Consider the following 14,303-nt stretch of genomic DNA (forward strand, 5'->3'; position numbering starts at 1 on the left):
CGGAGTTTTCGATGTGAAGACCTCTGAAGTTGCCTTTTTTTTATTCATTATAGAGATGAGACTCATGCGAATATTATCACAAATTTTAGTAGGTGCAGCACTTTTTCTTTTTGGGACAGTGACACTGTTTGCTCAGGTAAGTCAGCAACCACAGTATATGTATGTTTGTAATCAGGGATCAGCTACGATCACCGTGATCGATACCTCTACCAATAAGATAGCAAGTACAGTGGATCTAAAGGATCTAGGCTTCTCAGCCAATGCCAAGCCCCATCACGCGGTTGCCGAAAAGGATGGATCCTATTGGTATGTCACGCTGATAGGTGAGAACCGGGTGTTGAAATTTGATCGTAATAACGAGCTGCTGGCATCTGTGGAACTAGAAGTACCGGGGTTGATGGCTATGCATCCATCTAAAGATATTTTGTATGTAGGGCGATCCATGAGTGCAGTCAACCCGCCACAAAGTTTTGGTGTGGTGAACCGAACGGATATGGAAGTCATGGATGAGGTGGGGCTGTTTTTTACCCGACCTCATGCAATAGCTGCCGCACCGGAAGGTGACTGGATGTACATCGGAAGTTTGAGTGAGAATCAGATCTATACCACCAATATTGACACGGAAGAATCGGATCTGGTGAACATACCGGGGCAAACACATACCTTCGTGAATTTTGCGATCACTCCGGATGGTAAAACCATGATCGCAACCGGTCAGGTATCCGGACAGCTATTGTTTTTTGATATTGCTGACCCGGTGACACCAAAGCTGACCGGTAATATCAGCGTTGGGGCACAACCGTGGCACCCGGTGATCTCAGCTGATGGAACATACGCCTACTTCGCAAATAAACAAGATCACAGTGTGAGTGTGGTAGATCTTGGAAAAAGAGAGGTGGTTACAACCATAAAAGGCGAGGGGCTTGCACAACCTCACGGTGCCGCACTCTCAGATGATGGGAGACATCTCTATATTACCAATAACAATCTGGATGGCACCTACAACCCTGAAGGAAGGGATGATATTGAGAACCTGCCAGGAACGGTGGTCATCATAGATACCGAAACCAATCAGATCATAAAAGTGATCGAAGTAGGGCGGTACCCTTCAGGAATCGGCACAAACATTCGTTAAGAAGCTTTTTAAACAACTATTTATTTATGTCTCGAATCATCCCAATTGCGTTGATATCTCTTTTTGTTATTTCGGCCTGTGCATCTTTGGAACCGGCGACAAATTCTAATCTGAGGGTGAATGGAGAGTACAGGCAGGAAGTGGCTCCTTTTCCCTTTTTTGATGAGAACGGTGACCCTATTGATTTTCCATTTTTAGGTGGATTCAATGCCCCCAGGCCTCAGTTTGTAGATATCGATGCGGACGGAGACTCGGATCTGTTTGTGCAGGAAAATACCGGAAATCTAAAGCACTTTGAGTACAGGGGAGAAACAACAGGATTTCCCCTTATCTGGAAAACAGACAAGTATAAAGGTCTGGATATTGGTGAATGGTTTAGATTCGTGGACCTGGATCAGGACGGTGACTTTGATCTGTTGACTGAACAGCCATACAGCTACATTCGGGTCTATCGAAATGAGGGGAATGCCACGGATCCGGAGTTTGAATTGGCTGTAGATTCTTTACGTGACACCCGTGGTGAACCGATCTTTTCAGACCGCCAAAACATCCCTAATGTCACAGATATTGATAATGATGGCAATCTGGATCTGTTTATCGGACGCCTCGATGGGACATTGACACGTTATGAATCAGTAGGTCAGGATGAAAACGGTATTCCCCGTTTTGAGCTGGTGAATCAACGTTTTGAGAACATTGAGATCGTCAAGCAGTTTGGAACCATGCACGGTGCCAACACCATGGCCTTTATGGATATTGACGGGGATGGTGATCAGGATATCTTTTGGGGTGACTTCTTTGAACCGAGTGTATTGCTGCTTGAAAACAGAGGTACACCTTCCAATCCTGAATTTCAGGGAGAACCAAGACCGTTTCCGGTCGGTGATCCGGTACAAACAAGCGGATATAATGCCCCAACCCTCACTGACTGGGGAAAGGATGGAGATGTTGACCTGTTTCTGGGTGTACTTGGCGGAGCTTATAACGCCAATCAAACCCTCGCTGAAAATTTTCTTTTTTACGAGCAGACCGGCAGTGGAACCTATGAACTTATAACTCAACAATTTCTCAGAAACCTGGATGTTGGAAATGAAAGTATTCCGGCGACCGGGGATCTTGACGGGGATGGAGATCTGGACCTGATGCTTGCCAACAAGATCGACCCCTTCAACAGAAATTCATCGATTGTATATCTATACGAAAACAGGGGAACCAAAACATCTCCTGAATACCATCAAAATGGGACATTGGAACTCCCTGATGCTTATCATTATGCTCCCACTTTGGAAGACCTTAATGGTGATGGTCTCGATGATCTGTTGCTCGGAAGGTGGAGAGGAGGTGTGGCTTATTATGAGAATAAAGGGGGCACGTTTGAATTGATAGAAGAAACAATTTTGGAACTGCCTCGCGGAAGCAATGCTGTACCGGCCATGGCAGACCTGGATGGAGATGGCGACCTGGATGTGATGGTGGGAGCATCAGGCGGCAGTGTAGCTTATTTCGAAAATATCGGAACGCCCGACGAACCAGAATTCCAGATTGTTGAAGATGCTTTCAGCAATGTGGAAGTCCGCCATAGAAGTGCTCCCGCTTTTTATGATGTGGACGGTGATGGGGATATGGACTTGTTCCTCGGTTCAAAAGTAGAAGGCATTAAATTTTATCGAAATATTGGAACCAAGGAACGCGCAGAGTTTAAAGCCGAAGCCTTGCCCATCAATATTGAAGTTACCCAGTTCAATTCTCCCCACTTTGCCGACTTGGATGGAGATGGAATCATGGAGTTTTTATCGGGAAATAAGGAAGGGGGAATTATCTATTTTAGACGATAGTGATCGTTATAAACATCCGGTATTTAAACAAAAGTGTTATGAGAAAACTGATTACCCTACTTAATATCGTTGTTTTAAGCGGTGGGATGGCGTTAGCACAGGATGGGCCACCACCACATATACTGAAGGCAGAGCAGGCTGTCATAGAATTTCTTCGATCCAATGAGGACTCTTTCATCGTTTCATTCGTTGATGAATTTTGGGCTCCTGATGCTTTTGATGATCGCTCAGAATTGGTCACCCGCCTTACTGACTTAAGAAATTCCTTAAAGCCTTATTTGGATGGTGTAGGTATTGAAGGCGAACCGGGAGGATTACTGTTTATGCTTTCAAATGATAATGATGAGCGAAAGAATTTGCTGGTACAATTAAGTCCTGATGGTATCATAGACATGAAGGAGGTAGCGGTTCAGCAGGAATTGATCATCACCAAAAAAAACCTGAATGCAGTGGTTGATTCACTGGAAAGTATAGGGATGGCCGGACTATTGTACATCAGGGATGAGGGGGAAGAGATCATAAACCGGCCATTCGGTATGGCAAATCCTGATCTAAACATACCAAATAAGCAAAGCACCATATTCGGTATTGGGTCAAGGTCTATCGATTTCACGGTTGCAGGTATACTATTGCTGAATAAACAAGGCAAGCTTAGCCTTTCAGATCCTATCACTAAATTTTTTGATCAGGTACCGGATGACCGACAGGGAATGACCATCACTCATTTGATGAATGGTGAGAGCGGACTACCCGATTTCTTTGAAACTGTGGAAGACTGGAATCCTGACCTGGCATGGATCGATAGAGAAACTGCAGAACACCGAATGCTTTCCATTCCCCTGATATTTGAGCCGGGTACGGGCCAACAGCATTCTCACGCTGCATTCGTGATGCTTGCTGCCATTATCGAGCACGTTTCAGGGCAGGAATATTATTCCTTTATCAGAACACATTTTCTGGACCCTGCTAATATGGGGCGAACCGGTGAATACGGTGAATCAAGAGGACTTTCGATTAAAGACTTTGCAGTTGGGGGCGGACCTGAAAAGATCGGTATTCCTAACATACCACCTAACTGGGGGAAAACCTCCTGGCTGGTGAAGGGGAGCGGAGGGATGTATAGTACCCTCGGTGACCTTAGAAATTTCTATGATTATGTTCGTTCAGGAGAAGTGTTTGATGAGGATCAGCGAAAGTACTTTCAAAATATTTCAGTAAATGTGGATGGTTCAATGCGGGGATTTGAACTGTTTAGTATCAGTGATCCGGGAGCCGATACGGAGGTTTACCTATTTATTAATAATTTGGTAGATCGAAGAGGATTTGGAAATGTAATACGGGCTTTAGAACGATTTATATTGGACTGATCTGAGGTAGGTCAGCCTGAGTGATCATCATTCTCATCCAATAGTCTGATAAAAAAGCTCATTGAGCTCTTGATGGTATAATACTCTTTTGAGGCATACCAGACCATGACCAAAGCAACAAACCATAAAAATAAACCGACCGTAAGATTAAACCATGTCGGATCACTGCCGTAATTTATAAGACCGTTGGTACCGTACCACACAGCCATTAATAGCCCAAAACTTATAGACCAGAAAACTTTATTGGCTTTGCCTATCTGTTCTTCAGCATATTCCCGGAATTTACCTTCATCCAGCAGTTTCTTGTCTTTGTATAGAAATAGTTGAGAAGAATCATTGAATTGCTCTTCGAAAAACTCTTTGATCAGCTTATCTGTAGCCATAAAATATTGATTAAAGGCTGTGTCCGAGGATAATTAAAAACTCAATAAATTTCATCAATGCAGGCTTAGTATATATTTTAATTCTTAAACCAATCTGGATTCTTCTCAATAAATGACCGGATCCAGTCTTTGACGAAAAAGCTTTTTTCACGTTTCAGATACCCATAACCTGCAAAGGTTATAAGGAAAGCACCAAGTGCATTCACAATAATATCCCACATGGTATCAGTTAGCCCGGAGGGATCGCCAAGCATTTCTTTTTGCATATTCATCCCGAATAACTGATCCATCCCAAACTCGAAGATCTCCCAGACAGAACCAATAGCTAAGGCGAAGGTAAAGGCAAAAAAAGCAATGAATCCGGGAGTCAGGTTTATGTGAACCCGCTTACTTTCATTCAGTATGAATATCAGCAGGAAACCGAGAATCCCCATTAATAATCCTGCGGAGGTGTGCAAGGCGATATCCCACCACCACACGCGGTAATAAAAGTCCTGAATTTCACCCAGGTAAAAAGAGGCAAATACAAAGATCACGGCCATGAAGTGTAATTCGACGGGCAGTTCCATCTGCAGTTGTTTACGGAATAAGATCGGAGAGAAGACAGTACCTATGATAAGTGTAACAAGAAACAGTGATAGCCAGCTTTGGTCCAGCAAAAGTAAGACCCATTCCACCGCAAGAATCACCAGCATCACGCGAATAATGATGCGGTGAATTCGAAACTCACGGTTTTGGAAATCTGAAAGTTGTTTGTTCATGGTTCAACCAACATAAGTACAATTAGGATCCGGATAAATATAAACGGGCTGAGCCCGATAACAAGGTGCTTTATACAAAGCTGAAATAAAGGTAGTTTCTTCAAATTAGAAAAGGAACTTAACAAAGAATGATCAGTCCGTTGAAAAACAATATTAGATATAAGAAACCCTGGCCTACCAAAGATGCCATGGATCAGATCTATGAAAAACACCTATGGGGTGGAGAAGGATTCGATTTCTATTCCGGTGAAGGGTCTCATAAAGCAGAGTTGGTTGAACCATATCTCGAAAATGTTGGTCATTTTCTGAGGTCATTTGAGCAATCTCCGGTGGTTTGTGATCTTGGGTGTGGGGATTTCAATGTCGGTAAAGAACTGGTGCCATTTACGAAAAAATATGTAGCGGTGGATATTGTGGAAGTTCTGGTTCAAAGAAATCGAATTAAATTCCGGGATGATCGGCTTGAATTCAAATGCCTGAATATTGCCACAGATGAACTGCCTGCCGGTGACTGCGCTATACTGAGACAGGTTTTGCAACATCTCTCAAATACTGAGATTCAATGTATAGTACCAAAGCTTGGGATCTATAAATACCTCATTGTTACTGAGCATCTGCCGGATGGATCATTTAAACCGAACCTGAACATCATCTCAGGTCAGGGCACAAGGCTGAAAAAGCAGAGCGGGGTAGATCTTACAGCACCCCCTTTTGATATGAAGGTGCAAGAGGCACAACAGCTGCTTTCAGTCAGGTCTATTACATTTGGCGGACATGTGGTCACCACTTTGTATAAGATGAACTAAACTCTTTGCTAAGTTCCGGTGTTGCACGCTTCCAGTTTTCTCAGGATCTGCACCACTGAATCAGGATAGGATTCTTCAAAAGTGAGGGCAAAATCAGCCGCCATGTGGGTTTTATATTCAGAACTTTGTCCCTGCATGATCATGGCGGTTTGCATATCTGCTTCAAGGTAGGGAAAGACCATTTCCTCAACCGACTGCCAGTCGTGATCCCCACAGCTGATCTTCTGCGGTTCGCTTTGCGAACATGAAAAAAGGAATAAAGCCGTTAAAAGTACGGAAGTGTAAAAAGTTGGATTTAAAGAACGCATTCAATAAATATTTAATAAAATGGCAGGATTGACATTCGGTATCACCATGGTTTTCGCCGGAATAATATAATGATCCGGATCAAGGAATCAGGTATAAATTGTACCAAACTACAATACCGATCACCTGAAACCTTAACAAAAATTTAGCTTTGATCAGAGCATCATTCAGGTCAGCTTCAAAATTATCATTTGGTAAACGTGTTAATGACCTGAGATCATTGCCAGGCTCCGGTTTTGCAAATTAGGGTATAGCAGTTTGATGGTAGGATCTATTCAAGCCCGTGCAGAATCCTTAAAACAAGAAAATGATTTAAGCCATAAACCATCTTATATTGAAGTCAGAAATTTAGTATGCTTCTCAATTCATTCATCCTAATATGAACCTCAGCTTTTCGCTGTGAAATAACATTCTGTGAACCGTTTATTATCTGCATTTCTTTTACTGACCTTTGCTTCGGTTTATTTTCAAGCCTGCACAGATCTTAAATCGGAGCCACAGCAAGCTACGGTTGTTAAAGAAGAAAAAAAGGATTGGGAGATGGATGCTTCCCTCGCCAATTACCTTTCTGACTTTGAGCGAGATTTTGAAAATGGTCTGAATGAAAAACGCATTCCGGGAGCGGCGGTTGTGATCGTAAAAGATGGCCGGGTGGTTTTTCAAAAGGGATTTGGGGTCAAAGAAAAGGGAAAGGCTGAACCGGTAAATGAACATACAGTATTCAGGCTGGGAAGTGTATCCAAAGGGTTTGCTTCGGTACTTGCAGGAGTTTTTGTGGAGGAAGGGGTGGTCAGTTGGGATGAGCCTGTAAACCGATACCTGAATGAATTTCAGCTTAATGATGCTGAACAAACCGGACGTGTTCAGGTGAAGCATTTACTATCGCATACAACCGGCTTACCACGGCACGCTTACACGAATTTAGTGGAAGATGGGCTGCCCCTTGAACGTATCATTCCCCGGCTGAAGCAAGTCCCGTTGATAGCAAAGGAAGGAGAACAAATTGCCTATCAGAATGCTACTTATTCGGTAATTGAAAAAGTATTGGAGTCACAAACCGATACCTCATTCAACGCACTGCTTCATGACAAGCTCTTTACGCCTTTGAATATGACCTATTCATCGGCCGCATTTGACAGCATAAGATATTCCCCCAACAAAGCATCTCCTCACGTGTATCACTCCCGTTCAAAGGGACGTGTTCCGATTCCTATCTCACGTAAATACTACAATGCAGTTTCTTCAGGAGGCATTAATGCATCGGCATCTGACATGGGGCAGTGGCTACTGCTGTTAACCGGCCATTATCCCGATATAATTTCCAAAGAAACCCTTGATACCATCTATGAGCCGTTAGCAACCATTAATAACCGACGGTTCAGCCGGCATTGGGAAGGGGTGAATCGATCACATTATGGAATGGGGTGGAGGATACTCGACAATCACGGCCAAAAGGTGGTGTATCATGGAGGCTATGTAAATGGATACCGCAGCGAGATCGCCTTTGCTCCGGATGAAGGCCTGGGGATCTGCGTGCTCATCAACTCGAATTCAAGCTATCCATTGACGGTCATTCCGGATCTTTTTGAGCAATTCCGAGCTGGAACTGACGAAGAACCGAAGTCAGAAGACCGGGGACCGGAGTAGGAATACTCTGTATCCAACAGTGTACATCCAATCTTCAAGTGCTGATCATGGATCACCCCAACGAAGCCCTGTCATTCCCGCGAAGGCGGAAATCCAATAGGTGCTAGTGCTGCAACAGTTTAATCTATATCCAACCTTGTACTCGTGACTAAGCTCCTGCTTAGTCACGCAACCCCGGAAGCTCCGGCTTCCTTTTTTGCGCAGCTGAGCAAGACTAGATAGGAGACAGAGCTTCAATGAGGCATTCCGAAGCAGAGCTCCTAAACGAGAGTAGAATCGTTCATCACAGATCGGTCGTTCGGTCAATCCAAGATCAGGAGCTTTTTATCTATCAGCTCTTCTTTCTCCTGTCTCGAAAACTGCTTGATCTCATATTCTCTCTTACAGGCAGTGGATTGATCGGTGGTTTCTTCTACATACACTAACATCTTTGGTGGGTGGGCCCGCAGGTACCGGGCTCCGGTTCCCTGGCAGTGCTGGTGCCATCGCCGTATAACGTGATTGGTGCATCCGGTGTACAAGCTGCCATCGGTGCATTGGATGATGTATACAAACCAGGTATTCATAGGTGAGGAGATAGTGATATTAAAGCGAATTTTTTAACAGGGTTTGATACATCGCGTGTAATATCGAATATCCAGCACGGAATATCCAATGGTCAAGTGGTCTCTATCTTGGTTTTGGACTCGTTGCTAAGCTCCGGCTTAGCAACGCTGTCCCTGAAGCTCCTGCTTCATTTAAGGTAATATGAGGTCAGTTGATCCATGAATGAACGATGGACCGAATTGCCATATGGGTCGTGGCTATATTGCAGGTTTGTTTCGGCTGAGAAGGTATAACCCGGTGCCGATCGCGATAAAGAGAGCGGTCAACCAGATGGAACTGAAGCTGACCTGAAACATAAGCCAGAAACAGGCGAGGATGCCGAGGACCGGGATAAGGTATCCGCCTTTGAGTATGAAGGGACTTTTATCCCTGAAACGGGGGCGCAGTTTTGGAATGGCTCCACAGCTGATGATGAACAGAAACAGTCTTGATAGTACCGTCATGGCGGCCAGGTAGGTGAAGGAGCCAAGTGCAGCGAAGATAAAAGCCAGCACGCCAAAGAAGATCACGGAGTTGGTAGGCGTCAGGAATTTGGGATGTACCCTGTCAAACCATTCGGGCAGGGAGCCTTCAATGGATAGGGCATAGGTAAGCCGAGGCGTGGAGAACATAGTGCTCACCAGGTTGCCGGTGACCGAAGCCACCACACCGATCATCAGGATGATGGCACCAATGGGACCAAACAAAACTCCGGAGGCATCGAGCAGTGGGGACGTGGTATCGCCCAGGTTAGGGACGGCTGCTTGTGTCACCAGCTGTATGAACATGTAAAGGATGACCACCGAACCCAGCCCCAAAAGTAAAGCCAGGGGCATGTCGCGCTCCGGGTTCTTCGATTCACCGGCCGGCACCACGGCGCCTTCAAATCCCACAAAGGCATAGATCAGTAGCAGGGCAGCGGCTCCAAGATCGGAAACCGGAGGAATAGGGCCTTCAAAGGCAGGGGTGAACTCGCTGCCAAGTACGGTCAGTCCTCCAAAGACAAGAAACAGCAGGATGGAAAATTTAACTACGGTAAAGATGGCCAGTGACCGGATCGACTCCACGGCACCCAGCACGTTGACCAGGGTCAGCCCGCCGATTATTATAGCTAGGGTGATGAGGCGTCCGGTTCCACCCGTGGCAAAATCAAAGAAATACCCGATGCTGTCGGTCAGCAGCACGGAGTTGGCGGCAAAGGAAATGAGTCGGGCCACATAGAACAGCCAGCCGGCCTGAAAACCGATAAAAGGACCAAAGGCCTCGGTACCATATTTGATGGGTCCGCCGGTGCCTCGGAAATAACTTCCCAACTCGGCAAAACTCAGGATCACGGGCAGCATAAGCAGGGCACAGGCCACATAAATATAGATACTATATTCCCCGGCCAGGTCATAGGCTCCGCTTGGCAAACCAAAGATCCCGGCTCCCACAAAACCATTCACCACCAGCATCCACAAACCCCAAAGGCCTATTTTACGGGGCAGTTTTTCCTGATCATCGGAAGCGGAAACGAGGTGTTTCATGTGTTAATGCTAAAAAGAGAAATGTTTTGAATATCGAATATTGAACAAGGAATAATGAATAACGAAATGTCTATGTAGTACCTTCAATATTGGATATTCCTTGTTCGATATTCATTATTCCCCTCGTTCATTCCACCATGATGTCGCCGTAAGAGATCATTTGGCCATTCAAATCGTAGATGAACACGCGTTTAAGGCCTCGGGCAGCTTCTGGAGAACGATCAATACCCAAATTTAGCGGATCGATGTAGAGATTGGATATTCCCGGATTCAGTGTTTCTTGTATGATATCCAGTCTTTCAAAACTATTATCAGGCAGCCTGACCAATATTTCAGCTCCGTTCACTGAATTGATGCCTGTGATCTCAAGTTCGATCTGAATGGTTTGATTGGTGGCTGCAGGATTTGGATAGGCAGGAATCACACTCACAAGTCCCTGAAATAGAGGAGAGGTTCTCCAGTCGTCCTGATCCACATTTTGTACAGATCCTTGTTCAGTGGTCTCGGTATATCCGGCGGGAGCTGTATAGGCATCCTGCTCAAAATCTCGCTGAGCATTATTACGAGTACAGGAGGCTGTAAGCAACAGAATACCGAGAAATACAGGGATCGAAAAAATCTTCTTCATAAAAAGGCACGAACTTAGGGTTCAATACGTTCGAATTTGCGAGAACAAACCGTATCTTTAAGTGTCAAAAATACAAAAATCTTTTACTTATTAATATCATGCTGCACATAGTTGGAATAAACAACTGCAATAAGATCCGAGATACCAAAAAATGGATGGATTCACACAATGTGGACTACGAATTCATTGACATCAAAAAAGCCCCTCTTACAAGAGAAGAACTAAAGGAACTGGAATTCAAGGTGGGGCTGGATGTATTGGTGAATAAAAGAGGGCGAAAATGGAGAGACCTAGGGTTGGCTAAAAAAGACCTCACCGATGACGAACTGTTTGAGCAGCTTCTGGAGCATCAGGTGATGATCAAGCGACCGGTTCTTATAAAAGATGAAGCCGTTCTCGTCGGGTACGATGAAGATGCCTTTGAAACCTTTGTGGCTGAACCTGAGGAAGAAGGATGATCTCGTTCAAACAAATGGTCATATTTATCCTCTTGTGCACCTTTGTGGGCGTTGGGGGAAGCGTAGCTGCCCAAGACCTTTATCCTTCAGATAAAGAAACGGCTCCTGACATGGAGGATTTCTTTTCCGTGAAGGAAACCTTTCGGTATGAAGTGAAATATGGGTTCCTGAAACTGGGCTGGGTCAATGTTGAATTGCTTAGCGATACACTGTATCAGGATCAGCAGCGTAAGCACATTCTGACTGAGATCGAATCCAATTCCAAGATTCCGTTTATGGGAAAAGAACTGGACCGGCTGAACAGTATCTTTTATGTGAATGATGAGGGCTGGCCGGTAGAGAACAAATACTGGAAGGATAATATCGATGAAGATGAAATGAACGAGATACAGTACTGGTTCGACCGTGACTTGGGTAAGGTGTATTACAAAGAAGAGGACGGCAGCCGCGATACTCTTGACCTGGAAGATCCCGCCACTTCCGGCCACCTGATCTTTTATGTATCCCGTATGCACGCCGGAACGGAAGAGGGATTTGCCTTGCCGGTGTATGTAACCAAGAAAAAAGGATACATCTTTGGCCGGAATTCAACCAAGCTTGAAGAACGAAATTATGAGGCGTTTGAAGAACCGGTTCAAGCCTATAAATTGGAGGGTAAGACTGAAAATATTGAAGGCCCTTTTGGTTTTAGTGGCGACTTCAGAGCCTGGTTCATGAATGATGACCTCAGGATCCCATTGGAAGCCCGGGTAAAAGTACTCTGGGGTAATGTGAAAGTCAGGCTCATTGAATATACACGCGAAGACCTATGAAAAAAGTATTGATAAAAAAACTGGAACACGGGCAGGATCTGCCACTGCCAAATTATGAGACCATTGCCTCCGCCGGAATGGATATTCGGGCAGCATTGGAAGCTCCCATCATCCTGAAACCCGGAGAACGAAAGTTGATCCCAACTGGATTACAGATGGCTCTGCCTGAAGGCTTTGAGGCACAGATACGTCCCCGCAGCGGACTTGCGATCCGAAACGGTATTACTATGCTGAATTCCCCCGGCACTATCGATGCCGATTATCGGGGCGAAGTGAAGGTGATCGCCATTAACCATAGTGAAGAAGAATTTGAGATCAATCACGGAGACCGTATTGCCCAGATGGTGATCGCACCGGTCACACAATTCCCGGTGGTTGAGGTCGATGAGCTGGATGAAACGGATCGCGGTGATGGTGGGTTTGGAAGCACCGGAGTGAGGTGATTGTTGATTGAAAATTCAACATTCAACTCTGAAGTAGAAACAGGTCATCCTGAAGATACTTCCGAAGGATCTACAAATGTTGGGATACGCAATGAGTTGTGAAGATGCTTCGGGAATAACCTCAGCATGACCCCTAAAAAAATTTAATAATCTTTTCAAATAGCTGATGGCCCGGTGCTGACAGCTTCATTTTATGTTAGAGAATCTTCGTCCGTATTTAAGCCTCATAAAAGAAAACCACGACTTTCGGCGCCTTTGGTTATCCCAATCGGTTTCAAATTTCGGGGATTGGTTTGGCTTGCTGGCTTTGTACGCCATCATCAGCCGGTATTCGGATTCTGAGTTTTTGTTAGGACTCATCATCGTGGTAAAGATGTTGAGTCTGGCATTTTTCTCACCCTTTGCCGGTTATCTGGCCGATCGCTTCAATCGCAGAATGCTTATGATCTGGTGTGATCTTTTGAGAGGGGTTGCCGTGTTGGGTATTCTATTGGTTAATTCTCCTGAAACCCTGTGGATCGCCTATGTATTGACGGCCGTTCAGATGATGTTATCGGCTATTTTTGAACCGGCCAAAACCTCTTCCATACCTAATGTAACCTCCGAAGAAAACCTGACCAACGCCAATATCATATCCACGGCAAGCTGGAGTATCATTTTTACAACGGGAATGGCCATTGGGGGATTTGCAACAGACCTTCTTGGAACGGATCTGGTGCTGATCCTGGATTCCCTCACCTATGTACTATCTGCCTGGTTTGTTTATAAAGCGGTCATCCCTCAAAAGCGTCTTTCAAAAGAGGAGATGTATCGCACACGAAACCCATTCAAAGGTATCAGGGAAGGCTTGCGTTACCTCTTCGATAACCGCCATATTCTGAGACCCTCACTTGCAAAAGGAACCTCGACCGTATTTTTAGGCGGTTTAGTTTATCTGCTCATTATCGTCAGTGAAGAGGTGCTGATGATGGGAAGTATTGGGCTTGGGTTGCTGTATGCCGCCCGTGGAATTGGGACTGGGGTTGGTCCAATTATCGGTCGCCGCATGTTCAGCGATGAAAAGGACTGGGTGATGGTAATGGGACTGGCGATCACCTTCTGTGGACTGATGTATATGGTGGTTGGTTTTGTGAACAGCCTCACTCTCATGTTCATTTTTGTATTACTGGCTCATGCAGCTTCCGGGGCAAACTGGGTGACCAGTACCGTTCTCCTTCAAAAGCGTACTCAGGATACATTTCGTGGGCGCATATTCAGTACCGAGTGGTTACTATTTACCATAGGGAGTTCCATTTCTACTACCATTGCTTCACTCATTCTGGAGTTTGACATCATGGGAGTGAAACCATTGATCCTGGTCTACGGTGGTATCATGGCGATGGGGGGAATCATCTGGAGCTTCACCATCACTAAAAACGAGCGACTTTGGCAAGAAGCGGGTTGAATACTGAATATCCAATTTCCCATGCAGGACCTTCAAGCGTCCGTAGGTCCTTGAAGTGTTCGGATCATTGGTAAAACACTTATTTCAGCCCACACAACGCTTGCATGTCTTTAAGGACGCTGCAAGGTTTTTATTTTAGCATAAAAAACGCCGAAGCAGATTCCCAC

The 14,303-nt window shown here is 45.1% G+C and carries 15 protein-coding genes; 9 read left to right on the forward strand and 6 right to left on the reverse strand.

Features of this window, described 5'->3' with window-relative positions:
- Positions 1–64: 64 nt before the first annotated feature.
- From C3B73_RS11565 to C3B73_RS11575, 3 genes are read left to right on the forward strand one after another with little or no spacing between them, the layout of a single operon-like run.
- Positions 65–1,135, forward strand: coding sequence for a YncE family protein (locus tag C3B73_RS11565; RefSeq protein ID WP_232803172.1), 1,071 nt, complete (start codon positions 65–67; stop codon positions 1,133–1,135).
- Positions 1,136–1,161: 26 nt separating this feature from the next.
- The gene (locus C3B73_RS11570) at positions 1,162–2,970 is read left to right on the forward strand and encodes an FG-GAP repeat domain-containing protein (RefSeq protein WP_103665753.1); all 1,809 of its coding nucleotides are present in this window, start codon (positions 1,162–1,164) and stop codon (positions 2,968–2,970) included.
- 38 nt (positions 2,971–3,008) lie between these two features.
- Positions 3,009–4,337, forward strand: coding sequence for a serine hydrolase domain-containing protein (locus tag C3B73_RS11575; protein ID WP_103665754.1), 1,329 nt, complete (start codon positions 3,009–3,011; stop codon positions 4,335–4,337).
- Positions 4,338–4,348: 11 nt separating this feature from the next.
- Here the strand turns inward: C3B73_RS11575 and C3B73_RS11580 are convergent, their stop codons facing one another.
- Both C3B73_RS11580 and C3B73_RS11585 read right to left on the reverse strand, forming a co-directional pair.
- The gene (locus C3B73_RS11580) at positions 4,349–4,720 is read right to left on the reverse strand and encodes a hypothetical protein (RefSeq protein ID WP_103665755.1); all 372 of its coding nucleotides are present in this window, start codon (positions 4,718–4,720) and stop codon (positions 4,349–4,351) included.
- A 77-nt stretch (positions 4,721–4,797) separates the two neighbouring features.
- Positions 4,798–5,481 carry a hypothetical protein gene (locus C3B73_RS11585; RefSeq protein ID WP_103665756.1) on the reverse strand — a complete coding sequence of 228 codons (684 nt, stop codon included), beginning with the start codon at positions 5,479–5,481 and terminating at the stop codon, positions 4,798–4,800.
- Between the two features lie 188 nt (positions 5,482–5,669).
- On the opposite strand from C3B73_RS11585, the gene C3B73_RS11590 reads away from it, so the two are divergent.
- Complete coding sequence (locus C3B73_RS11590; protein ID WP_408609860.1) at positions 5,670–6,287, forward strand: class I SAM-dependent methyltransferase; 618 nt, start codon at positions 5,670–5,672, stop codon at positions 6,285–6,287.
- Positions 6,288–6,295: 8 nt separating this feature from the next.
- Here the strand turns inward: C3B73_RS11590 and C3B73_RS11595 are convergent, their stop codons facing one another.
- Positions 6,296–6,595, reverse strand: coding sequence for a hypothetical protein (locus tag C3B73_RS11595; RefSeq protein WP_103665758.1), 300 nt, complete (start codon positions 6,593–6,595; stop codon positions 6,296–6,298).
- A gap of 412 nt (positions 6,596–7,007) precedes the next feature.
- Between C3B73_RS11595 and C3B73_RS11600 the strand changes: the two genes are divergently transcribed.
- Positions 7,008–8,240, forward strand: coding sequence for a serine hydrolase domain-containing protein (locus tag C3B73_RS11600; RefSeq protein WP_103665759.1), 1,233 nt, complete (start codon positions 7,008–7,010; stop codon positions 8,238–8,240).
- A gap of 302 nt (positions 8,241–8,542) precedes the next feature.
- Here C3B73_RS11600 and C3B73_RS11605 read toward each other — a convergent pair whose 3' ends face one another.
- The 3 genes from C3B73_RS11605 to C3B73_RS11615 form a co-directional block, all read right to left on the reverse strand.
- Complete coding sequence (locus tag C3B73_RS11605) at positions 8,543–8,806, reverse strand: GIY-YIG nuclease family protein (protein ID WP_103665760.1); 264 nt, start codon at positions 8,804–8,806, stop codon at positions 8,543–8,545.
- A gap of 237 nt (positions 8,807–9,043) precedes the next feature.
- Positions 9,044–10,351 carry an APC family permease gene (locus C3B73_RS11610; protein ID WP_103665761.1) on the reverse strand — a complete coding sequence of 436 codons (1,308 nt, stop codon included), beginning with the start codon at positions 10,349–10,351 and terminating at the stop codon, positions 9,044–9,046.
- Positions 10,352–10,478: 127 nt separating this feature from the next.
- Positions 10,479–10,979, reverse strand: a complete 501-nt coding sequence (locus C3B73_RS11615) for a hypothetical protein (RefSeq protein ID WP_103665762.1) — start codon at positions 10,977–10,979, stop codon at positions 10,479–10,481.
- Positions 10,980–11,077: 98 nt separating this feature from the next.
- On the opposite strand from C3B73_RS11615, the gene C3B73_RS11620 reads away from it, so the two are divergent.
- The 4 genes from C3B73_RS11620 (at position 11,078) to C3B73_RS11635 (ending at position 14,136) form a co-directional block, all read left to right on the forward strand.
- Positions 11,078–11,437 (forward strand): arsenate reductase family protein, encoded by a 360-nt coding sequence (locus C3B73_RS11620; protein ID WP_103665763.1) that lies wholly within the window; start codon positions 11,078–11,080, stop codon positions 11,435–11,437.
- Complete coding sequence (locus C3B73_RS11625) at positions 11,434–12,249, forward strand: DUF3108 domain-containing protein (RefSeq protein ID WP_232803176.1); 816 nt, start codon at positions 11,434–11,436, stop codon at positions 12,247–12,249. The genes C3B73_RS11620 and C3B73_RS11625 overlap by 4 nt, the downstream gene beginning before the upstream one ends.
- Complete coding sequence (gene dut, locus C3B73_RS11630) at positions 12,246–12,692, forward strand: dUTP diphosphatase (RefSeq protein ID WP_103665765.1); 447 nt, start codon at positions 12,246–12,248, stop codon at positions 12,690–12,692. The genes C3B73_RS11625 and dut overlap by 4 nt, the downstream gene beginning before the upstream one ends.
- A 193-nt stretch (positions 12,693–12,885) precedes the next feature.
- Positions 12,886–14,136 (forward strand): MFS transporter, encoded by a 1,251-nt coding sequence (locus C3B73_RS11635; RefSeq protein WP_103665766.1) that lies wholly within the window; start codon positions 12,886–12,888, stop codon positions 14,134–14,136.
- Positions 14,137–14,303 lie beyond the last annotated feature (167 nt).

This window comes from Gracilimonas amylolytica (genome assembly GCF_002911695.1).
In the GTDB taxonomy this organism is placed as follows: domain Bacteria; phylum Bacteroidota; class Rhodothermia; order Balneolales; family Balneolaceae; genus Gracilimonas; species Gracilimonas amylolytica.